The 25,003-nt window shown below is 59.2% G+C and carries 24 protein-coding genes and 1 other RNA gene; 9 read left to right on the top strand and 16 right to left on the bottom strand.

The features are described 5' to 3' along the window. Positions 1–462: 462 nt before the first annotated feature. Positions 463–1,488, top strand: a complete 1,026-nt coding sequence (gene pyrB, locus AC13CY_RS01585) for an aspartate carbamoyltransferase (protein ID WP_089675235.1) — start codon at positions 463–465, stop codon at positions 1,486–1,488. A gap of 12 nt (positions 1,489–1,500) precedes the next feature. On the opposite strand, the gene ruvX is transcribed toward pyrB, so the two are convergent. From ruvX to AC13CY_RS01550, 7 genes are all read right to left on the bottom strand, one after another. Further along, on the bottom strand, positions 1,501–1,956 hold the full coding sequence (gene ruvX / locus AC13CY_RS01580) for a Holliday junction resolvase RuvX (protein ID WP_044628532.1): 456 nt from the start codon (positions 1,954–1,956) through the stop codon (positions 1,501–1,503). A 28-nt stretch (positions 1,957–1,984) separates the two neighbouring features. After that, entirely contained in the window at positions 1,985–2,542 is a 558-nt protein-coding gene (locus tag AC13CY_RS01575; RefSeq protein ID WP_483052220.1) for a YqgE/AlgH family protein, read from the bottom strand. 67 nt (positions 2,543–2,609) lie between these two features. Beyond that, complete coding sequence (gene gshB, locus AC13CY_RS01570) at positions 2,610–3,566, bottom strand: glutathione synthase (RefSeq protein WP_172515188.1); 957 nt, start codon at positions 3,564–3,566, stop codon at positions 2,610–2,612. Positions 3,567–3,635: 69 nt separating this feature from the next. Then, positions 3,636–4,340 (bottom strand): CvfB family protein, encoded by a 705-nt coding sequence (locus tag AC13CY_RS01565; protein WP_483052219.1) that lies wholly within the window; start codon positions 4,338–4,340, stop codon positions 3,636–3,638. Between the two features lie 138 nt (positions 4,341–4,478). Next, positions 4,479–5,246, bottom strand: a complete 768-nt coding sequence (locus AC13CY_RS01560; protein ID WP_213262482.1) for a 16S rRNA (uracil(1498)-N(3))-methyltransferase — start codon at positions 5,244–5,246, stop codon at positions 4,479–4,481. Positions 5,247–5,249: 3 nt separating this feature from the next. Next, positions 5,250–5,759 (bottom strand): protein-export chaperone SecB, encoded by a 510-nt coding sequence (gene secB, locus AC13CY_RS01555; RefSeq protein WP_044628537.1) that lies wholly within the window; start codon positions 5,757–5,759, stop codon positions 5,250–5,252. A gap of 61 nt (positions 5,760–5,820) precedes the next feature. Then, positions 5,821–6,243: a rhodanese-like domain-containing protein gene (locus AC13CY_RS01550; RefSeq protein WP_074211227.1), complete on the bottom strand. Its 423-nt coding sequence runs from the start codon at positions 6,241–6,243 to the stop codon at positions 5,821–5,823. A 254-nt stretch (positions 6,244–6,497) separates the two neighbouring features. Between AC13CY_RS01550 and gpmI the strand changes: the two genes are divergently transcribed. The 3 genes from gpmI to AC13CY_RS01535 all read left to right on the top strand — a co-directional run bounded on the left by gpmI (position 6,498) and on the right by AC13CY_RS01535 (position 10,606). Then, a complete protein-coding gene (gene gpmI / locus AC13CY_RS01545; protein ID WP_074211228.1) occupies positions 6,498–8,060 on the top strand; it encodes a 2,3-bisphosphoglycerate-independent phosphoglycerate mutase in 1,563 nt (520 codons plus the stop codon). Further along, positions 8,060–9,217: a murein hydrolase activator EnvC family protein gene (locus AC13CY_RS01540; RefSeq protein WP_483052218.1), complete on the top strand. Its 1,158-nt coding sequence runs from the start codon at positions 8,060–8,062 to the stop codon at positions 9,215–9,217. The genes gpmI and AC13CY_RS01540 overlap by 1 nt, the downstream gene beginning before the upstream one ends. An 87-nt stretch (positions 9,218–9,304) precedes the next feature. Next, positions 9,305–10,606 (top strand): S41 family peptidase, encoded by a 1,302-nt coding sequence (locus AC13CY_RS01535; RefSeq protein WP_044628541.1) that lies wholly within the window; start codon positions 9,305–9,307, stop codon positions 10,604–10,606. Here AC13CY_RS01535 and AC13CY_RS01530 read toward each other — a convergent pair whose 3' ends face one another. From AC13CY_RS01530 to AC13CY_RS01515, 4 genes are all read right to left on the bottom strand, one after another. Then, on the bottom strand, positions 10,607–11,863 hold the full coding sequence (locus AC13CY_RS01530; protein WP_172515185.1) for a UbiH/UbiF/VisC/COQ6 family ubiquinone biosynthesis hydroxylase: 1,257 nt from the start codon (positions 11,861–11,863) through the stop codon (positions 10,607–10,609). Between the two features lie 42 nt (positions 11,864–11,905). Next, positions 11,906–13,144: a 2-octaprenyl-6-methoxyphenyl hydroxylase gene (gene ubiH / locus AC13CY_RS01525; RefSeq protein WP_287836843.1), complete on the bottom strand. Its 1,239-nt coding sequence runs from the start codon at positions 13,142–13,144 to the stop codon at positions 11,906–11,908. A gap of 117 nt (positions 13,145–13,261) precedes the next feature. Beyond that, complete coding sequence (gene pepP, locus AC13CY_RS01520; protein ID WP_287836841.1) at positions 13,262–14,599, bottom strand: Xaa-Pro aminopeptidase; 1,338 nt, start codon at positions 14,597–14,599, stop codon at positions 13,262–13,264. A gap of 29 nt (positions 14,600–14,628) precedes the next feature. After that, entirely contained in the window at positions 14,629–15,207 is a 579-nt protein-coding gene (locus AC13CY_RS01515) for a UPF0149 family protein (protein ID WP_137094166.1), read from the bottom strand. Between the two features lie 167 nt (positions 15,208–15,374). Between AC13CY_RS01515 and AC13CY_RS01510 the strand changes: the two genes are divergently transcribed. The 3 genes from AC13CY_RS01510 (at position 15,375) to AC13CY_RS01500 (ending at position 16,583) form a co-directional block, all read left to right on the top strand. After that, positions 15,375–15,683: a cell division protein ZapA gene (locus AC13CY_RS01510; protein ID WP_172515181.1), complete on the top strand. Its 309-nt coding sequence runs from the start codon at positions 15,375–15,377 to the stop codon at positions 15,681–15,683. A 59-nt stretch (positions 15,684–15,742) separates the two neighbouring features. Next, a non-coding RNA gene (gene ssrS / locus AC13CY_RS01505) (6S RNA) lies at positions 15,743–15,925 on the top strand. A 7-nt stretch (positions 15,926–15,932) separates the two neighbouring features. Further along, a complete protein-coding gene (locus tag AC13CY_RS01500; protein WP_474786976.1) occupies positions 15,933–16,583 on the top strand; it encodes a 5-formyltetrahydrofolate cyclo-ligase in 651 nt (216 codons plus the stop codon). A gap of 405 nt (positions 16,584–16,988) precedes the next feature. Here the strand turns inward: AC13CY_RS01500 and ilvA are convergent, their stop codons facing one another. Beyond that, entirely contained in the window at positions 16,989–18,503 is a 1,515-nt protein-coding gene (gene ilvA, locus AC13CY_RS01495) for a threonine ammonia-lyase, biosynthetic (protein WP_287836838.1), read from the bottom strand. 158 nt (positions 18,504–18,661) lie between these two features. Between ilvA and rpiA the strand changes: the two genes are divergently transcribed. Then, on the top strand, positions 18,662–19,333 hold the full coding sequence (rpiA, locus tag AC13CY_RS01490) for a ribose-5-phosphate isomerase RpiA (protein WP_044628549.1): 672 nt from the start codon (positions 18,662–18,664) through the stop codon (positions 19,331–19,333). Here the strand turns inward: rpiA and waaA are convergent. The 3 genes from waaA to AC13CY_RS01475 are packed head-to-tail and all read right to left on the bottom strand — an operon-like array spanning position 19,328 to position 23,131. Then, positions 19,328–20,614, bottom strand: a complete 1,287-nt coding sequence (gene waaA, locus AC13CY_RS01485; RefSeq protein WP_062375152.1) for a lipid IV(A) 3-deoxy-D-manno-octulosonic acid transferase — start codon at positions 20,612–20,614, stop codon at positions 19,328–19,330. The genes rpiA and waaA overlap by 6 nt on opposite strands. Continuing rightward, entirely contained in the window at positions 20,614–22,044 is a 1,431-nt protein-coding gene (gene hldE, locus AC13CY_RS01480) for a bifunctional D-glycero-beta-D-manno-heptose-7-phosphate kinase/D-glycero-beta-D-manno-heptose 1-phosphate adenylyltransferase HldE (protein WP_172515179.1), read from the bottom strand. Before hldE ends, waaA begins: the two co-directional genes overlap by 1 nt. Further along, positions 22,034–23,131, bottom strand: a complete 1,098-nt coding sequence (locus tag AC13CY_RS01475; RefSeq protein WP_172515178.1) for a glycosyltransferase family 9 protein — start codon at positions 23,129–23,131, stop codon at positions 22,034–22,036. Before AC13CY_RS01475 ends, hldE begins: the two co-directional genes overlap by 11 nt. On the opposite strand from AC13CY_RS01475, the gene AC13CY_RS01470 reads away from it, so the two are divergent. Continuing rightward, positions 23,130–23,864, top strand: a complete 735-nt coding sequence (locus AC13CY_RS01470) for a 3-deoxy-D-manno-octulosonic acid kinase (RefSeq protein ID WP_062361512.1) — start codon at positions 23,130–23,132, stop codon at positions 23,862–23,864. The two genes, AC13CY_RS01475 and AC13CY_RS01470, sit on opposite strands and share 2 nt — an antisense overlap. Here AC13CY_RS01470 and AC13CY_RS01465 read toward each other — a convergent pair. Then, the gene (locus AC13CY_RS01465) at positions 23,849–24,922 is read right to left on the bottom strand and encodes a glycosyltransferase family 4 protein (protein ID WP_167359357.1); all 1,074 of its coding nucleotides are present in this window, start codon (positions 24,920–24,922) and stop codon (positions 23,849–23,851) included. The two genes, AC13CY_RS01470 and AC13CY_RS01465, sit on opposite strands and share 16 nt — an antisense overlap. Positions 24,923–25,003 lie beyond the last annotated feature (81 nt).

Below are 25,003 nucleotides of genomic sequence, written 5' to 3'. Positions count from 1 at the left end.
CAACGGCTGTTTGCTCAAGGCCGAAGTGTTTTCTACCCCCTCTGGAGAAGAGCGCCAGACGCCGAGGCACGAATACCAGACTTGTTCACCTCCTCAGGAGGACTATGCCGATGACACGCCGGAAAATGGGGAGACCCTAGTTGTTTTCAGCGAGTGAAGCGAGCGAAGCGAGCGATCTAAATGGCAACAAGATGGCTCTAACTTCCTGACAAACCAGAGGTTTTTTCAACCTCCTTCACCGCTGGTAACGCTGGGCGTCCCCGGCAGCGGATGCGTACTTTACGGATTCGCGGCCGGGTTGGCAAGAGCTAATTATCAAATAGTCGAAAAAAGTTTCTGCCGCCTTACTTGCCCTCTTTTATAGAGCAATGGAAACCGCTTCGGCACGTCTAGTTTGGCGGTTACACTTAGCACTTTATACAGCGCCACCTTCACCCACGCCCACTAAAGATGAGGTCCATGATGAGCCAGCACCTATTAACTGTCGATTCATTAAGCCGCGAGAGCGTTGATCACTTATTACGCGTGGCGGCACGCATGGAGCCGATTGCTAGCCGTCGCCAAGTCACGCGGGTGTTGGAAGGTGCAGTGTTGGGCAACCTGTTTTTTGAAGCGAGCACTCGCACACGGGTGAGCTTTAATGCCGCGTTCTGCCGGCTGGGGGGAAGCGTGTGCGACACCACAGGCTTTACCTTCTCTTCCATGGCCAAGGGCGAGTCGCTTTACGACACCAGCCGTGTAATGAGCGGCTACTGCGATGCGATTGTGATGCGTCACCCAGACCAAGGTTCGGTAGCCGAATTCGCCGCCGCCACCCATGTGCCCGTCATTAATGGTGGCGATGGCCCAGGCGAGCACCCAAGCCAAGCCCTGCTGGACCTTTATACGATTGATAAAGAGTTTCAGCGATTAGGCAAACGCTTAAGCGGTGCGCATATTCTGCTGACCGGTGATTTGAAATACGGCCGCACGGTGCATTCGCTGATTAAGCTGCTGTCACTCTATGACCCGCTGCGTATTACGCTGGTGTCACCACCAGGGCTGGAGATGCCTTCTTACTTAATTGATCTAGTGGCTTCTCGCGGGCATCGTATTGAGCAACGCGACTCATTGGCCAGTGACTTTGCCGATTTAGATGTGGTGTACACCACCCGCATTCAGAAAGAGCGCTTTACGGATGAAATGAACGAGAGTTTCCAGGGGCTTTCCGACGTCTTTATGGTCAACCGTGATTTTCTTGACCAGCGCTGTAGCCAAAGCACGATCGTGATGCACCCGCTTCCCCGCGATAGCCGCCCAGGCGCTAATGATTTGAACGTCGATTTGAACGGCGATCCGCGGCTGGCGATTTTCCGCCAAACCGATAATGGTATCCCCATGCGGATGGCGATTTTTGCCACGCTGCTAAAAGTGGATGACCTGATTGAGAAAGACCTGCGCCCGGTCCGCTGGTTCGTGCCTTCCCAAACTGGCACCCTGGACCGTTAATACGGCGGTGGATTAGTAAGCGCTCCGTCCGCCAGGAAGGCCTTCCTGGTGGGCGAACCAACCTTCCAAAATTAACACCGCGGCAATACCGTCTACGCTCTCTTCTCGGTAGTTACCTCGGTGGCCCGCCGTGTGGGCAATCCGCTTGGCTTCTTGAGTCGAGCCACGCTCATCGACCATCTCACAGGGTTTGCCGTAGCGGCCATGCAGGCGATTGCCGAACTTACGCGCCCGGGTACTCATGAGCGATTCGGTCCCGTCCATATTGAGCGGCAAGCCGACGACGAACAGATCTGGCTGCCACTCTTCAATAAGGCGTGTGACCACGTTCCAGTCAGGAATGCCGTCACGCGCGGGCAGCGGCGTCAGCTCCCGCGCACTGTGCAGCAGCTCGTTACCCACGGCGACGCCAATGCGCCGCGTTCCAAAATCAAACGCCAAGATCAGGCGCTGCCCGTTATCTGCCATCCCACTTACACCTCATCCAACCGCACGCTTATGCATGCCCTGCGTTGCGCGTCATTAGGTTTAAATCAATCCCGAGAATACCGGCAGCGGCCGTAAGACGCTCGGCTGGAGGCGTATCAAACAGCACGTTGCTTTGGCCCTCTACCGTTAGCCAGGCGTTCTCTTTCAGCTCATCCTCTAACTGACCCACTTCCCAACCTGCACAGCCTAAGCACACCAGAAAGTGTTCGGGGCCAGTGCCATCCGCCAGCGCTTGGAGAATATCCATGGAGGTAGTGAACGCAATGCCATCTTCCACCTGGATGCTGGAGTCCCACGCTTGGCTGTCGCCAACGTGAAGAATAAAGCCGCGATCTTTATGCATGGGGCCGCCGTAGTAGACCGGCGCATTGCGGTGGGGGCTGTCGTCACCGCCGAGTGAAAGCTGCTCAAACAACGCATCCAGGGTAATTTCCAGCGGGCGGTTGGCAATCACGCCCATACAGCCATTGTGGTCATGGTCACATAAATAAATCAGGCTGCCCGTGAAATTAGGGTCTTCCATGTGGGGCAGCGCCATCAAAAAGTGGTGTTTTAAGCTTTGCATGCGTCTCCTACGGCTTGCCGATGGCTCGGCAAGCCTTACGTCATTTGGCGAATAGAACGTTCACCGATTAGGCCAAGCGACGTTCGATAGCGTCTAACAGCATTCCGGAAATATCGGTGCCGCGCTGATCGTCGATCTCACGAACACAGGTGGGGCTTGTGACGTTGATCTCGGTAATGTAATCACCGATGACATCCAGGCCGACAAACATCAGGCCTTTCTCGCGAATCATTGGCTGCACCTGCTGGATCAACCAGTGGTCGCGCTCGGTCAGTTCGCGGCTCACACCGCGACCACCTGCGGCCAGATTGCCGCGGGTTTCACCCGCCGAAGGGATTCGCGCTAGGCCAAACGGCACCGGTTCGCCATCGACCAAGAGAATCCGCGTATCGCCATCCTTGATTTCCGGCAGGTAGCGCTGAGCCATGATTTGGCGCTGGCCACGCAGCGTCAGTTGCTCAATCACCGCGCCAATATTGCGGCCATCGGGGCCGATATGAAAAATGCCCGTGCCGCCCATGCCGTCGAGCGGCTTGAAGATCACATCGCCGTGCTCGGCATGAAAGGCGCGTAGCACATCATCGCGGCTCGCGACGACCGTCGGCGCGCAGCACTGGGGAAACTGCTGGGCAAAGAGCTTCTCATTACACTGCAACAGCGCAGCAGTGGGGTTTACCACCAGCACGCCCTCGCGCTCGGCAAAGCCCAGCAGATGCACCACGTTAATAAACTCCGCATCCACCGGCGGGTCTTTCCGCATCAGCACCACATCCAGCTCGGCCAACGGACGCTGAGTCGCCTCGCCCAGGTCGTACCAGTGCTCTGGGTTACGGTACACGGTGAGTGGACGCATCCGCGCGTAGGCTTTGCCCGCCTGTAAGAACAGGTCGTCCTGCTCCATGTAGTGCAGCGTATAGCCGCGCTCTTGAGCGGCCCACAGCATGGCTAAGGTGGTGTCTTTCTTGTACGCGATGTCGCTGATGGGATCCATCACCACACCGAGATGCAACGTTGATTGGCTCATCGAAATACAGTCCATGCAGGATCAATAAGTCATCAGTATGCCGCACTGCAGGCACGGCTCCAACCGCGGCTATTGATCCGACGTATCGGAGAGCGCACCGGGCACTAGGCGGATCGCATCCGGCGCCAGGGTGATCAACTGCTGTTTATAGAGACGGCCAATCGCCTGCTTAAAAGCGCTCTTGCTAACTCCCAAGCGGGTTTTGATATCGTGCGCCGAGCTTTTATCACCCAGCGGCAGATAGCCGCCGCTCTCACGCAGCGCTTTCAGCACTTTATCACCCACCACATCCAGGCGGGCCGCACCGAGCGGTAGCAGTGAAATATCCACTCGGCCATCCTCGCGGCGCTGTTTCACGAAGCCTTTCAGCGACTGCCCACGGCGCAGAGGTTGGGTAATATCATCCTGATAGATCAGCCCCCAGTAGCGGTGATTGACCACTACTTTCATGCCTAAGTCCGTGCGGTCGGCCACCACCACATCGACTTCGTCGCCCTTCTCTAGCGCCCAGGCATCGTCCGTCAAAAAACGGTCAAGACGCATGGTAGCGACCGGCCGCCCCTGGTCATCGCTATACAGCATCACCAGTACCCGTTTGCCGGGGTCGGGGCGAAAGCGCTGCTCGCTATAGGGCAGCAGCACGTCTTTGGGCTGCCCCCAACGCAGAAAGGCTCCGGTACTGTTCACCGCCGTCACGGTTAAATAGGCCACATCGCCCAGTTGGGCAGATGCATCGCTGGCGGATCGGGGGGTGGAGTGTGACTCACGGACCATGGGTGCCGTCCTTACAAGAAGTAGATCTTCATTATGGTACCTTGCCTAGGCAAGGCAAAGCGGCGTCGAATGACGCCAGCGCTGGGTACAAAAAAACCGCCGCCGCAACAAACACGGCAGCGGTTTGATAGTAAGCGCTTACAAATCGCCGAAGTGGTGCTGCAGCAGCGTGAGCGCGACCACAGGAGCCGTTTCGGTGCGTAGCACCCGTGGCCCCAGCGTCAGTGGCGTAAAGTGGCTGGCGATAGCGGCCTGAATATCCGTATCGCTTAAGCCACCCTCTGGGCCAATCAACAGCGCGGCGGACGCGGGACGCTCTGGCTGAGCAAAGCCGTTACCCGTCGCTAAGTGCAGCATCAAGCGCAGCGGCTCTTGGCGCTCGGCCAGCCACTCACCTAACGCCTGCGGGGGGTGAACAGGCGGCACCACTGCCCGGCCGCTCTGCTCACAGGCACTGGCCGCCACGGCCTGCCAGTGCGCCAGCTTTTTCTCTTCGCGGTCGCCTTTCAAACGCACATCGCCCCGCTCGGTATACAGCGGGGTAATCGCCGCCACACCTAGCTCAACGGCTTTTTGAATGGCGTAATCCATGCGGTCGCCCTTGGAAATCGCTTGCCCAAGATGCACCACCAGCGGCGACTCGCCACTGCCTGACCACACCGCCTCAACAGTAACAGTGGTGTGCTTACGCCCCACCTCCGCCAGCCGAACACCCGCCTCTTGGCCTGCGCCATCAAACAAGATCAGCGGCGCGCCTTCGCCCATGCGCAGCACGCGGGTAACGTGCTTAGCAGGGCCCTCAGGTAGCGTTAAGGTAGCGCCCGCTGACAGCTCAGCAGGCACATAGAGACGCGGCATTTTGCCGTGTAGCGCGATCCAACCAGCGGCGTTTAGCGAACCCGACATAGCTTAGTGCGTGTTCTCAGCCGCTTGGCTTGCCTGCTGCGCTTCGCGCTGCTTGCGCTGGGCGTACATGGCTTCGAAGTTGACCGGCGCCAGCATCAGCGGTGGGAAACCTCCACGGTTGACCAGGTTGTCAACACACTCACGGGCGTACGGGAACAGCAGGTTAGGGCAGAACGCACCCAGCGTTTGCTCAAGCTGTGCGCCTTCGATGCCGGAAATACGGAACAGGCCCGCCTGCTCGACTTCTGCCAAAAACGAGGTGGTGCCAGTTTCGCTGTCGTTGACCTGCGCGGTCACTTTGACGACCACTTCATACTGGTCGTCGGCCACTTTCTGGCTGGTGGTGTTCAGGTCCAGATTCACCTTCGGCTTGAACGCCTGCTTGAACACAGAAGGAGAGTTCGGCGCTTCAAAGGAAATGTCTTTCACGTAAATACGCTGTAAAGAGAATTTCAGCTGGGGCTTTTCGCCTTCTGCGGCACCTGCCTGCGGGGTGTTGTTATCTTCCGCCATGGGAGACTCCTCGTTATTCATTCAATAAAAAAGCGTGCGGCCCAGAGGCCGCTTTCGTCGTTTACTTCTTCACTACGGGAAGACCATCGGCCTGCCACTGCATCATGCCGCCGCGCAGCTTCATCGCCCGTTCAAAGCCCGCTTTTTCCAGCTTTGCCTGGGCAGCGCCCGAACTTTGGCCATGCTTGCAGACCACAATGATCGGCTGGCTCTTCACTTTCTCCAGCTCGTTCATGCGGCTATCCAGGCTGCTTTGGGGAATGTTGCGAGCGCCAGCGATATGTCCGGCTTTGAAGTCTTTGCTCTCACGAATGTCCAGCACCACCGCGTCTTCGCGGTTGATAAGCTGAGTGGCCTGGGTAGAGGACACCGCATTCGAGGAGGCGCTACGCGTTTCATAAACAATCCACGCTATGAGCACCAGCAAAAATGCCCCCACGAGGAGGGGGTGGTTCATTACGAATTCGAACAGCTGATCGATCATCGCGAACACAATCTCTTGGTCTATGCAGAAAAAAGCGGCCTAACCGCCCTCAGAAACGCGACAAGTATACACGTCACAGGGCATACCGCGCAGGCCATGACGCCCGACGGCTGCCTGCGTTATGATGCCCCAAGCGCGCGCCTGTCGCGACCCCGATTATCAGGTGTTGTCTGAAAACTGGCTGAGCCGCCCTCACCAGCGTTTCAAACTGCACCTCACGTCGCTTGGCTGACTCAAATACGAGGGAATTTTCAATGACAACACCTGCACCGCGCCCCGTTGCGCTGATTATCCTAGACGGCTACGGCCACAACCCCGACAACGCCCACAACGCTGTCGCTGCGGCCAATACCCCAGTGATGGACGCACTGTGGGCTAACCGCCCTCACGCCTTCGTGCATACCGATGGCCGTCATGTGGGGCTACCCGACGGCCAGATGGGCAACTCCGAAGTCGGCCATATGAACCTGGGTGCCGGGCGTATCGTTTACCAAGACTTCACGCGCATCACCAAAGCCATTGAAGATGGCGACCTGGATACCAACGAGGTGCTCACCAAGCCCATCGACGCAGCAGTCGCCAATGGCCGTGCCGTGCATCTGCTGGGCCTGCTCTCTCCAGGCGGTGTCCACAGCCACGAAGATCACTTTATTGCCATGGCCGAGCTAGCAGCGCGGCGCGGTGCCCAGCGCATCTACGTGCACGCCTTTCTAGATGGGCGGGATATGCCGCCGCAAAGCGCACTGGCGTCTATCGAGCGCGCCAACGCCCGCCTTTCAGAACTGGTCGGTGCCGATAACGGTTTTGTGGCTTCCATCATTGGTCGATTCTTCGCCATGGACCGCGACAACCGCTGGGAGCGCATTGAGCAAGCCTACCGCCTGCTCACCGACGGCCACGCCGATTACACCGCCACCAGCGCGGAAAGCGGACTACGCGACGCCTACCAGCGCGGCGAAACTGACGAATTTGTGGCGGCGACCAGCGTGCCGGTTAACGGTAACGCCATCACATTGCAAGATGGCGACGCAGCGATATTCCTAAACTTCCGCTCCGACCGCGCTCGTGAGCTGACCCGCGCCTTCACCGACGCAGAGTTCACCGGCTTTGAGCGCCGTGCGCGCCCAACGCTTGCCGGTGATGGCTTGGTCATGATGACGCGTTACGCAGCGGACATCGCCGCGCCAGCCGCGTTTCCGCCCACCGACTTAACCGACACCCTAGGCGAAGTGGTCGCTAAGCGCGGCCTCACCCAACTGCGAATTGCCGAAACAGAGAAGTACCCCCACGTGACGTTCTTCTTCTCCGGCGGTAACGAAGCTGAGTACGAAGGCGAAGAGCGCATCCTGGTGCCCTCCCCCCGTGACGTTAAAACCTACGACGAAAAGCCGGAAATGAGCGCCTATGAGATTACCGATAAGCTTGTAGAAGCCATTGATAGCGGCCGTTTCGATCTCATGGTGTGCAACTACGCCAATGGCGACATGGTAGGCCACACTGGGGATTTCGACGCCGCCGTGAAAGCGATTGAGACCGTCGATATTTGCGTTGGCCGCGTGGTGGAAGCGATTGAGCGCGCGGGCGGTGCCTGCCTGATCACTGCCGACCACGGCAATGCCGAGCAGATGGTTCACCCGGAAACCGGTGCACCGCAAACTGCCCACACCACCTTTGTGGTGCCGCTAGTATACGTTGGTGAGCGCGCCGCCCAGCTCGAAGATGGCCGCCTGTGTGACCTTGCCCCCACGCTGCTGACCATGATGAATCAGCCACAGCCTGAGGCGATGACCGGAACTCCGCTGCTGCGCTTCGAGTAATGCCCATGTGGCAACGGCTAGCTCGAACGGCCTTATTAACGACGGCCTTGCTAATGCTGGGCTATTCGTCGACGGCGATGGCACAACAGGACGAACAGGCTGCCAGAGAGCAACTTGACGCCATCGGCCAAGAAATTGATGCCATGGCCGAGCGGCTGAGTGCCACCGGCCAAGCGCGGAACAGCGCCCAGCAAGAGCTAAGGGAAGTGGAAACAGAGCTGGCCCAGACCCACCAGCGGCTGGACCAGCTACAGGCCGAGCGACGCCAGCTCGCCGATGAAACCACCCAGCTACGCCAGCACCGCGAACGCTTAGAGGGTGAACGCGATGCCCAGTACGCCGCGCTAGGTCAGCAGCTTGCCGCGCTTTACCGGCTGGGGCCAACGCCCCAGCTGAAGCTGCTGCTCAACCAAAGCGATCCCGCTGAACTTGACCGCATGCAGGCCTACTTAAACCGGCTAACACAAGCGCGCCAGCAGCGCTTGACCGATATCGCCCGTCTGGATACCGCGCTTGTGGATACCGAGCAGGCGCTGGCCGAGCGCCAGACCCGGCTGGATGCCCTGGCGGACGAACTGGAAGCGCAAAGCGCGCTGCTGGCCCGCCGTACCGAGGAGCGGCGCAGCGTCGTGACCACGCTGGATGATCGTTACGAGAGCGAAGCCGACCGCCTGGCCGATCTCAGCCAGAGCCGCGAACAGGCCGAGCAGCAGCTCCGCGCGATTCAAGCCGAACTGGCGCGGCTGGCAGAGCCCACGCCTACCACCAACATCACCCGCACCCAAGGCGATTTGCCTTGGCCCGTGCAAGGCAGCATCACCGCCAGCTTTCAGCGGCGGAACGGGGTTCACTACAACGGCATCGTGATTCAGGCCAGCGAAGGCACGGCAGTCACGGCGGTTCATTCAGGCCGTGTGGTGTTTGCCGACTGGATGCGAGGGTTCGGTAACTTATTGATCATCGACCACGGTGACCAGATCATGACGCTCTACGCCCACTTGCAGCAGTTCAGCGCCCGCCCGGGGCAGCAAGTGAGCCGTGGCGATGAAATTGGCCGTGTAGGCAGTAGCGGCGGCCAAGCCAGCCCCTCGCTTTACTTTGAGGTGCGCCACAGCGGCGAACCAATTAATCCGCAACGTTGGATTGCGCGCCGTTGACGGGATAAGCTGGTGATAGTGGCTTTATGATGAACGTCTCAACCTGAGCAGCGCGGCTGGCGCTGCCTTTCGCCTAGCGGAGTCCGCATGACGCTATCTGTTACCGAGGTATCGGCCCCTGCCAAGCGCTTCTTGGCTACCCTGCTTCCGCTCGCGCTGCTGGCTGCTCCGCTACCCTTGGCAGCCCAACCGGCGAACAGCGTTGCCGACGACCTGCCACTAGAAGAGATACAAACCTTCGCGGAAGTATTCGAGCGCATCAAACGCGGCTATGTAGAAGAAGTGGATGACCGCACCTTACTGCGCAATGCCATGCGCGGCATGCTCAACGAGCTAGACCCTCACTCGGCCTATTTAGACGAGGAGGAGTATCAGAGCCTGCGAGAGTCTACCCAAGGTGAGTTTGGCGGTATCGGCATTGAAGTGGGCACCCAGAATGGCCAACTGATGGTCGTCACGCCCATTGATGACACGCCCGCTTCACGGGCCGGCCTGCTGTCTCAGGATATTATCGTCGCCATCGATGGCACCCCCACCGATAGCCTATCGCTGCAGGAAGCCGTCAACTTAATGCGCGGCGAACCCGGCACGCCACTGCGTTTAACTATTTTGCGCTCAGGTGAAGAGTCGCCCCGCGAGTTCACGCTCACCCGTGAAGTGATCCGCAGTGAGAGTGTCAAACATGAAACGCTGGAGCCAGGCTACGGCTACCTGCGTATCAGCCAGTTTCAGTCACGTACCCCCGAACAGGCGCGCCAAGCCATTGAGCGCATGATGCGCGATCAGCCGCTGGAAGGTTTAATTCTGGATCTGCGTAATAACCCCGGTGGCGTTCTTCAGGCGGCGGTCGGAGTGACGGATCTCTTTCTAGATGAAGGGCTGATTGTGTATACCGAAGGGCGACTCTCGGATACCGAAATGTCGTTTTCTGCCTCTCCGGATACGCCGGCGGGCGACATACCGCTCGTGGTGCTGATCAACAGCGGCAGCGCATCAGCGGCTGAAATTGTCGCAGGCGCTCTGCAAGACCAGCGCCGGGGCGTCATCATGGGCACTGAAAGCTTTGGTAAGGGCTCAGTACAGCAGATCATGCCGTTGGGCAATGGCGAAGGTTTGAAGCTCACTACCGCCCTTTACTACACCCCGAATGGCCGCTCGATTCAGGCGCAAGGCATCGAGCCGGATGTCGAGGTGGTACGCGGCCGCCTGGAAGTGGCGGAGGCACGACGCGCCATTCGTGAGGCGGACCTGGACGGACACCTCGGTAGCCAAAGCGACATGCCTCCCGAGCGTGCCGCCATGTCTCAGCGGCTGCGCGACGACTACCAGCTCAGCGAAGCCCTTAACCTGCTGAAAGCGCTGAACGTGGTGGATCGCCGCCGCGGCTAGCTAGCGGCACGACGCCGGCAGGCGGCCCCGCTCTCCGGTCGCCTGCCGCATCACCACACGCTTAAGCGGCACGAGCTGGTTCATGCCACTCATCCCCAGGTTGCGCGCCAGCGTAAACACTGGCTGATGGCTGCCAAACAGCACCTTAAAGCCTTTCATTAAGCCCAGCATGGCCGTGTTATCCAAGCGCCGACGGCGCTCATAGCGACTCAGCGTGGCCAAGCTACCCCAAGGGGCACCCCGGTGCCATGCCGCCACCACCTCTTCGGCTAATACCGCCGCGTCCATTAATCCCAAATTAACGCCCTGCCCGGCCAGCGGATGAATGCTATGGGCGGCATCGCCTACTAGAGCCAAGTTGGGCTGCACATAATGCTGGGCGTGGCGTTGCACCAGCGGAAACCGATAGGCGCTATCCACGGGCATGACATCGCCCAGGCGATGGTCGAAAGCTTCGCCAAGGGCCTTCCCCAGTGCCTCAGCAGAGTAAGCGGTGAGTTCACAGGCATGCTCAGGCGTTGTGGACCATACAATGGAACAGAAGCGATCATCTCCATTGGCAGTGAGCGGTAAGAAAGCCAGCGGACGACCACCGATAAAGGCTTGGCGAGCGGTAGCGCCGTGGGACTGTGCGCAGCGCACCGTGGTGACAACCGCCTCTTGCTCCATGGACTCCTCCGCCACCGAGATGCCTGCTAGCGCTCGCAAGGCAGAGCGTGCGCCGTCGGCAGCGATCACCAGCGGCGTTTGTAGCTGGCTACCGTCCTCCAGTACCAGCCAGCGGCCGCTGGCAGTCGTCTGTAGCGCCGATACACTGACGCCATCGAAGCGTGTCAGGGTCGGCTGCTTGGCAACTTGCTGATTCAGCGCGGCCTGTGTGACATCGTTTTCTACAATATGGCCGAGCACGGCGGTGCCCGCTTCGTCCGCCGAGAAGTGAATATGGCCACTACCCTCAGCATCCCACACCTGCATATAGCGGTAAGGCGTTACCCTTGCCGCCGCCATGGCGGGCCATACGCCCAAATGCGTGAGCAGCCGTTGGGACACCGGGGTCAGCGCGCTAACGCGGGGGGCAGGAATCTCGCCAGCGACGTCATCCAGGCGCAGCGGCGATGCCTTGGCTTCCACCAGCGCCACCTGCATTCCCGCTTCTGCCAGTAGCCCGGCCAGCGCAGCGCCCACCATACCCGCGCCAACAATTACCGCATCGAAACGCGTGACGGGCGGCTTAGCTGCTTGTGATTGCGTTGTCATAACACTCCTTGGCTTGGGTCATTGAGGGCACTGATAAGAGCGTCAGCGCTCCAGGCCCATCGCGCGGCGTGCCAAGCCACGGCGCAGCGGGCCAATCAAATTAAGGCCGATCAACCCAGCGCCACGGGCGTGGGGCAGCAGCGGCAATGAGTAACCAAACAGCCGCACTAAGCCGTCACTAAAGCGGATCACATTGGCGCGGTCTTGGGCGCGGCGGCGCTCAAACGCCTGCAACGTGCTCATATCTCCCAAGGAGTGCTGCTGCTGAGCACCTTGGGAGAGCGCTTCAACCAAATCCATCACTGAACGCAGCGCTAAATTGAAGCCCTGGCCAGCTACTGGGTGCAGCGCATGGGCCGCATTGCCCAGCACGGCTAAGCCGGGGCGCACGGGCTCTTCTGCAGTCACCAGCGAAAGCGGATAGCTAAACCGCTGGCCAATGCGGGCAAAGCGCCCGACTCGGTCGCCAAACGCCTGCTGAAGCTGGCTCAAGAAGGCATGATCCGGTAGCGATAATCGTGCTTGCTCGCTACCGCTGGCATGGGTCCAGACCAGCTCCATAGCCTGCCCCGGCAGTGGCAGCAGCGCGATGGGTCCCTCGGAGGTAAAGCGTTCGTAAGCAATCCCTTGATGGGGCTGGCTAATGCCCACATGGGCAATGACCGCCGTCTGCTCATAGGAGTGGCGGCGGCTAGCAATCCCTAGCTGTTCCTTCAGCCCCGAGCGGCCGCCATCGGCCAAAATGGTCAGCGCGGCCGTTAGCTCGCTGCCATCGGAAAGCCGCAAATGGTGGCCGCTGGCCGTGGGAGTCATCTGTGCCACCGTGGCTGGGCAGTGCCACTCAATGGGTAATTGCTGCAGCTTCTGATGCAACACGCGTCCCATCCAAGCGTTGGGTATCACGTGACCCAAGGCAGCGACGCTTAGCTCTTGTGCATTAAGACGCGTCGCGCCCAAACGGCCCCGCTCGCTGATATGAATACGATGAATCGGTGTGGCCTCGACCTGCATCGCTTCCCACACGCCTAGCTGTCGAAAGCGCTGCGCCGAGCCTTCGGCAATGGCGCTGGCGCGGGCATCAAAGCTTGGCTGCCACGTCGTTTCCTCGGCGCTCTGCGGTAGCGCATTGGCCTCAATGATGGCGACGCGCCAGCCATAGCGCTCAATCAGCGGTGCCAATGCACAGCCCAAGCTGGCACCTACCAGCCCACCGCCCACAATCACGATGTCATGGGTAGGCGACTGCTGCTGTGCAGGCGTTACCTGTTCTGCCCCATGCATTGGCTTCTCCTCATCACAATACGCGCTTATATAGCGCACTTACACGATAAGCACCTTGGCTAAACGTAATTTCGTAACGTAATTTACATAAACAAAAAAACAGACCGTTTTTGCTGGTTATTTCTTAACCATTAACTGCTCTATTTCTACTATCAGTTTCGGCACGCCATCAGTGAGAATGTCATGCCCCTGTTCGGTAACCACAACGTTATCTTCAATACGAATGCCGATACCGCGATAGGCAGCGGGAATATCGTCTTCATCAGGGATATAGAGCCCAGGTTCCACGGTAAGCACCATGCCTGGGGCAAGCAGGCGCGGCGTCGCTTCGTCCAAGCGGTAGGTGCCCACATCGTGTACATCCAACCCTAACCAGTGAGAAGTGGAATGGAGGTAAAAGCGCCGATAGCTTTCGTCATCAATGCGCGCCTGAACGTCTCCCTCTAAGAGCCCCAGCTCAATCAGGCCAGCCGTTAGGTCATGCACCACGCCCTGATGGATATCCGCTAGCGTAGCGCCAGGCGCAATGGCATCCACCGCACGCACCTGGGCATCTAACACCACTTGGTAAAGCGCCCGTTGAGCATCATTAAAGCGCCCACTCACCGGGAAGGTGCGCGTGATGTCGCCCGCATAGAGATCAAACTCTGCACCGGCGTCAATCAGTACCAGCGTGTCCTCCTCCAGCACATCACTGTTCTCAATATAGTGCAGCACACAGGCATTGGCGCCGCCGCCCACAATCGTGCCGTAGGCAGGCCCGCTAGCGCCGTGCCACACAAAAGTGTGCTCCAGCTCGGCCTGAAGCTGGTACTCACTTAGCCCGGCTTGGCAGGTGCGCATAGCGCGTACGTGGGCCTGAGCTGAAATGGCTGCTGCGTGACGCAGCAAAGCAATTTCAGCGGGGCTTTTGATGAGGCGCATCTCGTGAATCAGTGGGCGGCTATCCAGCCAGCCTTTTAGTGCGGGCCTGCCTCGGCGCATGCCCGCTTGGGCATGGGCAAGCGCCTCTTCAGCGATGCTAACCGCGTCGGGGTTATCCAGCGGCGCATAGAGCAGCTCACGGCCATCCAACAGCTCTGGCAGCAGGTCGTCGCGCTCAGCGTTCTCGAACGCTTGGTCGATACCATGCAGGCTGACAACGCCCTGCGCTCCTAGTCGTCGGCCGGTCCAGGCTTCCATGGTGGGGTCGCGGTCTTGGCAGAACACTACACTTTGCCCTTCAGCGCGGCCTGGTAGCAGTATCAGCAGCGCGTCAGGCTCTTGAATGCCCGTTAGATAGTAGAAGTCGCTCTGCTGGCGAAAAGGGTATTCGCTGTCGTGGGAGCGGGTGACGAGCGACGCCCCAGGCACCACCAGCGCGGCGCTGGTTGGCAGCTGTGCCATCAGCGCCTCTCGGCGCCGACGATACTCGTCTGGTTGAATAGCAGCAGGGCGAGGCAGTGGCGTGAGCATAACGGCTCCTATGCAAGCGTGAAGTGGGTTCAATGAACGGGGGCGTCGGTTTGCTCTACCTGTGGCTTACCCGGGTGCTGTTCGGTGTACAGCAACATGGCCGCCATTCGGGCATGCTCGGTTAAAGCAAACAGGTCGTTCTCGTTTTCCGTGCTATCGTCGATGTCGGTCTCCATCTGGCCAAGACCCTCCAGATCATCAATCGCTTCTTTCAGCGTTTGCGACCAACGCTCCCGAAGGGTGTCATCGGCCACCTCATCCACTACTTCCATAAAGCCAAGTGTCCACTCTTTCAGCCCTTGGGCCTGTTCTGCCAAAGAGAACAGCTCATCGGGAAGTAATGGCGCGTAGTTCAGGTCGCTAGCGCTCAGCGCTTCTAGGGTTTGACGACGCCAGCCTAGCAGCCGCTCGGCACTGGCCGGGTCACGGGGTTGCTCTACCCCCAAACTGAGACACACTTCTTCCAGCCACGCCTGGGCTGTTACATTACGCAGTGCCAATAATCCGCACAGCCGTCCATCCAAAAACGCGGGAGACTGCATGCTACCGTGAAGTAAAAATACATCCGCTATGTCAGAAAAGTCCTGGCGCTCGTCAATCAATGACATGATTCATGCTCGCTTTATACAGTGTGAAGATAAAACCACGAGGATAGGCGGGCGAGCCTGCGCGTTGACCCCGCACAAGCGGCTCTCTTATAGTGAACCCCGTCTATCCTTCCTATGTAGTGATGTTAACGCATCGGGCCCCTTGCTGGCCCGTGCTGGAGCCATTGATGAGTAACGCAAAGCGGCCAACGAAAGAGATCACCCTACTGGGTCGCAGCTATATGATTGCCTGCGACACGGGCGAAGAAGTCCAGCTTGAACGCGCTGCTCGCTATTTGGACCGCGCCATGCACGGCATTCATGCCCAAAGCAGCGCGCTGGGCAGCGAGCGTATCGCGATTATGGCGGCGCTAAATATTACCCACGAACTGCTGGAAGCGCTGGATGAGCACCGCGCGGGGGAAGCCAATCTCAGCCGTTTAAATGATCGGCTTGAGCGAGCACTGGCAGGCACCCGGCCGCGCAAAGAGCCTTAAGCCCTTCAACATCTTCAACCGATACTTTGGCATTAGCGGTGGCTCTGTTAGGATAGCGGTGTTCTCTGGGGTGTACGCCAGTCGTTATAGTCCCTCGAGCCTATGCGCAGTACCCAGGGGGCCAAATGCTAGCCAGACCCGTGTGCATGTCCGTGCGTCGGAAAGCCTGACGGTTTGGCTGCGGCCACCCACCTGAACCAGTAGGTTCAGGGCCAGAACGACAGCGGCATTCTGGGGAACACTCTTTTAATGGCCTACCGCGTTATGACCCACACCACGCCTAGCGATAAGCCTGCACTACGTCGAGAATTAAAACGCCGACGCCGCACTCTCACCGCCCAACAACAAAAGCAGGCGGCTCTGGCACTTTGCCAGCGTTTAAAACAGCTTCCTGAAATCCGCCGCACCAAGCGTATTAGTCTTTATCTGCCGGTCAACGGTGAGATCGACCCCACGCCGTTAATTCCTTGGCTGCGCCAGCGCCGGGTGGCGATCTACTTGCCTGTACTACGCCCTTTTAGCGATAACAGCCTTTGGTTTGTGGCCTACGGCGATACCACGCCTATGGTCAAAAACCGCTTTGGCATTGCCGAGCCCTGCCCGCGCTTTGCTGCCCAGCGCCGCAACCGGCTGCCCGCGTGGGCGCTGGGCACACTGATCGTGCCGCTGGTGGGGTTTGATCAGCACGCGAACCGGATGGGCATGGGGGGCGGATTTTATGACCGTAGTTTGGCGTTTATGCGCCGCCCAGGGCCAGCACCTACGCTGATTGGCGTGGCCCATGCCTGCCAACAGGTGGATGCCCTGCCAATCGAACCCTGGGATATCCCGCTCAACGCGGTAGTCAGCGATACTGCTGTTGTACGGCCAACCAATGCAGGGCCAACAAAAACGGGCTGATCGCTATGATCAGCCCGTTTTATTGATTCACCTAGCAGGTGCAGCGTCGATACCGTTAGCGCTGTTGTTAACCGTTGGTTAACTCCCCGACAGCGCTTGCGCATATCCAGTGGCTAATACGCCGAGTAAAAACACCACTGTTAACGCCATCACCATATCAGGCTTTCTACGCCGCATGCTTCCTCTCCAACGTGTTTAACAGTTGCCAAATGCCCTTAGTGCGTCACCAAGTTTTTCATTTTGAGGAGATGACCCACTTCACTAATTTCGCTCACGACTATAGGGCCATAAGGGGCTCAATGACAACTGCTAATAGCACTATTTTAACCCCTTAATTAAACGTTTCAACAACACCTCTCTGCCTAGCAGCTCTGACATGCACCGTTAGTAAGCACTTACATAGTGTTACGCCATAAAGAGCCGGTAAGCGGGGTTATCACTCTCTTGCCAGTAGCGGTAGCCAATCGCGTCTAAATACTCCGCAACATGGGTACGATCTTCACTGGGCACCTGCATGCCCACCAGAACGCGGCCATAGGCAGCCCCGTGGTTACGATAGTGAAACAGCGAAATGTTCCAGTCGTGTGGCAGCTGAGTTAAGAAGTTCATCAATGCGCCAGGACGTTCAGGAAACTCGAAGCGGTAAAGCTCCTCTTCAAAACGTTCGCTGGGGCGGCCACCGCTTAAGTGACGAATATGCAGTTTCGCCAACTCGTTATCGGTTAAGTCTTCTACCTGATAACCACCCTCACGCAGTTTATCAATTACTGCTTGGCGATCTTCCCCACCAGGCTTGACCTGCACACCCACAAAGATATGCGCTTCGCTATCATCAGCGTAGCGGTAGCTAAACTCGGTAACCATACGCTTGCCCAGCGTGCGACAGAATTTCTTAAAGCTGCCGGGTTTTTCTGCAATGGTGACGGCCAGAATGGCTTCGCGCTGCTCACCCAACTCGGTGCGCTCGGCAATATGCTGCAAGCGGTCGAAGTTGGTGTTGGCGCCAGAGTTAATACACAGCAGCGTCTCGCCTTCCGCCCCGGTTTGCTGAACGTATTTTTTGAGACCCGCCAGCGACAGCGCCCCTGATGTTTCTGCCACCGCGCGGGTATCTTCAAAAATATCTTTCACCGCGGCACACATCTCATCGGTGTTAACAATGATCACATCGTCAACAAGGTCACGCACCAGCGAGAACGGCACCTCGCCAATTTGCGCCACCGCCACACCCTCGGCAAAGACGCCTACCTGATCCAGCACCACGCGCTCACCGGCTTCCAGTGCAGCTTTCAAGCAGGCGCTATCCTCCGCTTCCACACCGATGATTTTGATATCTGGGCGAAGGTATTTCACATAGGCGGCCACTCCGGCAATCAGCCCGCCGCCACCGACGGGGATAAAAATTGCATCTAACCGGCCACTGTGCTGGCGCAGAATCTCAACGCCAATGGTGCCTTGGCCTGCCACTACGTCGATATCGTCAAACGGCGGAATATAGGTGTAGCCGTGCTCTTTGATCAGCTCCTGGGCATGCTCGGCGGCGGCGGCAAAGGCATCACCTTTTAGCACCACTTTCGCGCCACGGGCACGCACCGCCTGCACTTTGATGTCCGGCGTAATGCGCGGCATGACAATCACCGCTTTCACGCCCATCAGCTTAGCCGCCATGGCTAACCCCTGGGCGTGGTTGCCCGCCGAAGCAGCGATCACGCCTTTGGCTTTCTGCTCATCGGTCAACTGGGCCATTTTGTTGTAGGCCCCGCGGATTTTGAACGAGAACACTGGCTGCAAATCTTCGCGTTTAATCAAAATCTGGTTGTTGAAACGACGCGACAAAAAGGGAGCGGAAGAAATAGGCGTCTCGCAAGCGGCTTCATAAACGCGGGCTTGGAGGATCTTTTTGACGGTTGCTTCGAGCATGCTGACATCCCAGAAAAATGACGTGACCCTGACGGGTGCGAACAAAACCTTTATTGGTAGCAGATTACGACTGGCAACGTCTAGCGGCGTTTCCATCGGCAGCCAGCGATTAGGTCGTTATACTAAGGGCGACTGCCTCTCCTGATACTGGAACCATCATGACACAAGATGAACTAAAAGCTGCCGTGGCGGATGCCGCCATTCGCGAAATAGAGCCTCACCTGGATAAAGACACGGTGCTGGGCATCGGTACCGGCTCGACGGCCAACCTATTTATCGACCGCTTAGGCCCTCTACGCGACCGGTTTAAAGGTGCTGTTGCCAGCTCGGAAGCCAGTGCCGAACGGCTGAAAGGCCTGGGTATCGAGGTGTTTGAACTGAACCATGTGGGCGACGTGCCTTTCTACATCGATGGTGCAGACGAAGTAAATGCTCACTTACATATGATCAAAGGCGGCGGCGCAGCGCTGACCCGTGAAAAGATTGTGGCCGCTTGCGCCAAACGCTTCATCTGTATCGCCGATGGTTCCAAATACGTGGCACAGCTAGGCCACTTTCCGCTGCCGGTGGAGGTGATTCCCATGGCGCGCTCCTACGTAGCGCGGGAGCTGGTCAAGCTGGGGGCAGAGCCCGTGTATCGCCAAGGGGTGCTGACTGATAACGGTAACCATATTATCGACTGCTTTAATTTTATGATTGATGATCCGGTCGCCATGGAAGCGCGCATTAATGCTATCGTCGGTGTCGTGACCAACGGTCTGTTTGCCGCACGCGGCGCCGACATACTGCTGCTGGGCAAGACTGATGGCGTAGAGCGGACGGCGCTATAAGTAGCGGCCAAGCCCATCCAGGGTGCGCGACAGCGCCCCGCGATGGGCTTCGATCACCGCCTGCCCTGCCTCACCCGCCTGCCGAGCACGCTGAGGGCAAGCGATATGCTCTGCCAAGGTGCCTGCAAGCGCCTCTGGGGAATCAACCACGGTCAGCGCCTTGGCCGCCAGCAGCGGCTCGGCAACATCACTGAAGTTCTCCAGCGACGGCCCACACAGCACGGGCTTACCCAGTGCGGCAGGCTCCAACACATTATGCCCGCCCAGCGGCACCAAGCTGCCACCCACATAGGCCACGCTCCCCGCGCCGTACAGCGCCGCCAGCTCGCCCAGCGTATCGCCCAGGTAAATCTGGGTGGCGGGTGTAACGGGTTGCTGCTGGCTACGGCGACTGACCTTCCAGCCCTCGCGCTCGCACAGTGCCGCCACCTCGTCAAAGCGCTGAGGGTGGCGAGGCACCAGCACCAGCAGTGCGTCTGGAAAGCGTTTGAGCAACTGCCGGTGGGCCGTAAGCAGCAGCGCTTCTTCCCCATCGCGGGTCGAGCCCGCGACCCAGACGGGTCGCTCTCCCCAAGCTTGAAGTAAGTGCTCACTTTCCGCCAACGCCTCTTCAGGCAGTACCTGTTCAAACTTCAGCGACCCCACCACGGTGGTGGATTCAGCCGCACACCCCAGTGCTTGAAAGCGCTCAGCGTCCTCTGACGATTTGGCGGCAAGCCACGTCACGTTGGCTAACGCGCTCTGCATCAGCGGGCGAAGACGCTGGTAGCGGGCAAACGCGCGGGGCGATAGTCGGCCGTTGACCACTGCAACAGGCACCGCCTGCCGGTGGCAGGCGTGAAGCAGATTGGGCCACAGCTCGGTTTCAAACAGGATGGCAAGCTCAGGCTGTACGCGGGCCACAAAGCGCTTGGCCGCGCCGGGGAAATCCAGCGGAAGCAAACGGTGGGCAAGACGAGGCTGATCGGTAGCGCCCTGTTCTGCTATCAGCGCCAACGCCTGCTGGGCACCGGTGGCGGTCATGGTGGTCAACAGCAGGCTATAGTGGGGAAAGCGCGCCAGCAGCCCTTCGATCAGCGGGCGGGCAGCGCGTACCTCGCCTACCGAGGCACAGTGCAACCAAATGCGCGGTGGGGGCGGCAGCGGTTCGAGGCACAACCCCAGCCGCTGGAGCCGTGAGTAAGTGGGCACTTGCTCACGCCAGATGCGCCAGCCAATCAGCGGCGCTAAGCCATACAGCGCCGCTGAGTAGGCCAGCCGTGGCCAGCGGGGGGCTGCCATTAACTTTCGCGGTCCAGAATGGAGCTGATCATCGCCGTGGTGGAAACGCCATCTTCAAAGCCCAGCACTTTCACCTCGCCACCGTTGGCAATCACGGCGCTGCCTCCAGCGATATCCTCGGGGCGGTAGTCGCCGCCTTTAACCAGGATATCCGGCAGTACTTGCTCAATCAGGGCGGCGGGCGTGTCGTCACTGAACGGCACCACCCAATCCACCGCACCGAGCCCGGCCAGCACTTGCATCCGTCGGTTCAACGGGTTGATGGGGCGCTTCGGCCCTTTCAACCGGCCAATGGACGCATCATCGTTCACCGCCACGACCAGCCGGTCACCCAGGCGCTTGGCCTGCTCCAGGTAGGCCACATGGCCTGCGTGGAGAATATCGAAGCAGCCATTGGTCATCACCACCCGCTCACCGCGCAGCTGCGCAGCGCGAACGGCATCGACCAGAGGCGCTGGCTCGATCACGCCGAACTCGGCCAGCTTGTCGCCATGCAGCGCGGTGTAAAGCTCGGCAATGGAGAGCGTGGCGGTACCCGGCTTGGCCACCACCAGGCCCGCGCCCAAGTTGGCCAACATCATGGCTTCCGGCAGCGCATGGTTAGCGGCCAGGGCCAGACCCATCAGGCCAATCACGGTATCGCCGGCCCCCGTGACATCAAACACTTCCTGGGCACGGGTGGGCAGGTGCAGTGGTGCTTGGCCTTCACGAATCAGCGTCATGCCCTTCTCACTGCGGGTAATCAGCAGCGCTTCTAACTCAAGTTCAGCACGCAGCGCTTCGCCTCGCTCGGCCAGTATGGCGTCGGTGGCGCATGGGCCCGCCACGGCTTCAAACTCGGTTAAGTTGGGGGTAATCAAGCTGGCCCCCCGGTACTTGGTGAAGTCTTGGCCCTTGGGGTCGATCAGCACTCGCTTGCCGTGGTAGCGAGCCATCTCGATCAGCCGCTCCACTTGGTTGAGCGTGCCCTTGCCGTAGTCCGATAAAATCACCACGTCACACTCAGGCAGGGCTTGCTCAACCTGTGTCAGCAGGCCGCTGGTATCCACACTGTCGAGGCGCTGCTCAAAGTCCAAGCGCAGCAACTGCTGGTTACGGCTCATCACTCGCAGCTTGGTGATCGTGGGAATCTCGGCACTGCGCTGAAAGTGAGTGCTTACATCAGATGCAGCCAGGCGTTTGGTGAGCAGCTCGGCATTGTCATCCTCGCCCACCACGCCCGCCAGTGCCGCATGGCCGCCTAATGACGCCACGTTGAGCGCTACGTTGGCTGCGCCACCGGGGCGGTCGTCGGCATCTTCCACGCGTACCACGGGCACCGGCGCTTCTGGGGAGATCCGCGAGGTGTCGCCGTGCCAGTAGCGGTCGAGCATGACGTCGCCTACCACCAGTACGCGGGCATGTTCCAGGGCGGTTAAATCAACTTTCATCCGAGGGTCCTGTTGTGGTCTGCGCTGCGGTGTGCGCCAACAGCGCGTCTAGCTTGGCAATCACATCGTCAGCCTTGATCAAGTCCATGGCATCGGCATGGCGTACTCGCTGTCCCCAGCTCACCTCGTCCACCGATTTATGCAGGTAGGTGCGTACCGCATCGGGGTAAGCATTGACGGCAAAATCGCGCCACAAGTAGGGGGCGGCCCGCTGAGGGTTGGTGGTGGCATAGAGGCCAAGCGTCGGCGTGCCCATGGCGTTGCCCATATGCGCAGGCCCCGTATCCGGGGCGATCACCGCGCGGGCGTTATCGATCAGCGCCAATACGCCTTTCAACGAGGTGCCGCCAATGGCGTTGATCACGCTACCTGACTGGCAGAGCGCTTCGATATGGTCACCCATTTCCCGCTCAAGCGGGCTGCCGCCACCGGTGAGTACGCTCTTAAGACCGTGCTGCACCCACGCGTGTTCAATCACGCTGGCGTAGCCTTCCACCGACCAGTTGCGGAAGTTGCGCAACCGCGCGTTGCTACAAGGGTTAATCACCAAATAAGGCGCATCGCCACTAATAGCGCGGGCTTCCTCATAGGCCACTGCGGGCACCGCGAGATTCCACTCTAGGCGGTCGTCTTCGACGCCCAGCAGACGCGCAAAATCCATGAACGACTCCAGCACATGGGCGTTCTCGTGGGGGGCTAGCTGGTGTTGGGTAAACCAGTGCTGGGCATCTTTGGCGCGGGCTTTGTCATAGCCGACGCGCACATTGGCTTTAAGCCCGAGCGAGAGCACGCTGGCGCGAATGGCCTGCTGCATATGCAGCAGCACATCGAAGCGGGTATCCGCCAGCTCGCGCCAGATAGCACGCATACCGGAGAGCCCCGTCGATTTGTCGTACACGACGAACTCGACCCCGGAAAGCCCGGCCAGTAAACTGTGCTCCCCCTTGCCGATAATCCAGGTAATGCGCGCGTTCGGCCACTGGCGCTGCAACGCTCGCACCGTGGGCACGAGATTGCATACGTCTCCCAATGCGGAGAGGCGCAAAATGGCAATATGGTTTGGTTGAGCAGGCAGAGAGGGCTTCATGCGCTTAGCGGCACTCCAGCAGACAAATGGGCTGATTTTACATGATGTAGACAGTTTAAGTGACGCCTGTGCATCACACCAACTGTCCTCCCCGACTCACCCACTGAACACGGTGCTATTCGAGGCAGATTACTGGCAATCGCGAGGCCTGGTAGTCGGCGAAGCGCCGGGGCGTGGTAGCAGTTTGTTCCTGCAAGCACGCGACCACGAGCAGTGGGTGCTGCGCCCTTACCAGCGCGGCGGGCTCATCGCCAAGGTCAGCAAGCAACGCTATGTCTGGCTGGGGGCAGAGCGCACACGAGCGTTTCGTGAAGTGCGCTTGACCGCCGCGCTGTATGAGCAAGGGCTTCCCGTGCCTCGCCCAGTGGCCTGCTGCGTCACTCGGTTCGGTTTGACCTATGAGGCGGCCCTGCTGACCGTACGCATCCCGGGCGCCCGAGCGCTCGCCTCCTTACTGAGCGCCGAAGAGGCAGACGAGGCGCTGTTGATGCGCGTAGGCGCCATGATCAAGCGGTTTCACCAGGCAGGCCTGGACCACGTGGACCTCAACGCCCGCAACATTCTGGTGGATGAAGCAGGCAAGCCCTGGCTCATCGATCTCGACCGCTGCCGACTGCGCCCGCCAGGCAAATGGCAAGCGGGCAACTTGCAGCGGCTGGAACGGTCTGTGGTGAAGTTTGCCAGTGCACGCCCGCACACTCACATCGTGGCGGGCTATCACTCGGGCAGTTGATATTCACGCAGCAGTTTTTTCGCGTGCACATCGAGCGCCATATGCGCGACCACCCATCGACGCGCCTCTTCACCCAGCACCCGCCTGGTCTCCGGCGCATCGATCAGTTCTTTCAGGGCAACGGACCACTCTTCAGCCGATAGCGGGTCGGCCAGGCGACCTCTTTGCTGGTCTATCAATTCAGGGATAGCACCGCTATTGGCCCCCACGACAGCACATTGGGCAGCCATGGCCTCGATGACGGTCAGCCCAAAGGCTTCATTACGCGAAGGGATACACGCGATATCGATGGCCTGGAGCAGCGCGGGTAAGTCCTGGCGAAATCCGAGAAAGTGGACGCGCTCTTGCAAACCAAGTGCTGCGACCTTTTGCTTGATCGCCGCCACAAATGATTCGTCAGCCCCTTCATCGGCAGTGACACCGCCAATGATCAAGCCATACCACAACGCTTGGCGATCCAACGATGCCAATGCTTCCAGCCACACCTCATGCCCTTTGCCGGGCGTCAGACGTCCTGGCAGTGCAATCAAACATCCGTCCTCAGGAAGGCCGAGCGCTGATTTGGCGTGCACCGCCCCTTGGTAGGCATCCACGTTCACGCCCAGCCCAAGGCAGTGAAGGCGCGCCTCCGAGACGGGCAATGCCTGCTTGTTACGTTGATAGGTCGCCCGACTGATCGAAAAGACTCTGGTTACCCGCGAATAGGCCAAACGGTGATACACACCTTTCTTGGGCCGTGTCACTCCCATATGCTCGGTAAAAAACAGCTTTAAGCGAGGACGAAAGAGGCTGAGCAGTGCCGCAACACGCAGGTCACTTGACTTATGGCAGTGCACGATATCGATACAGTGTCGGTCTATGTAACCCAGCAACGCGGGTAGTGAAAGGAGTGCTCGGGCGTTACTCGGCACCGTGAACACACTTGCCCCAGTTCCCTCTATACTGCTGGCGACACGCGACCCGGCGATGGCAAGGCCATGGTTCACCACTCCCAGGCGCTGCAATTCAGGCATAATACGCGACGGGTACATCTCCAGTCCGCCCCACCCTTTGGACATACAGACCTGCATAATATGGTGAGCCACTAATACCTCTCTGCCATGACGTTGACACGGTTGACCATTATCACCCAAGGAGCC

It is taken from the genome of Vreelandella sp. L-15, from assembly GCF_056857635.1.
This window is presented reverse-complemented; position numbering and strand designations above follow the sequence as displayed.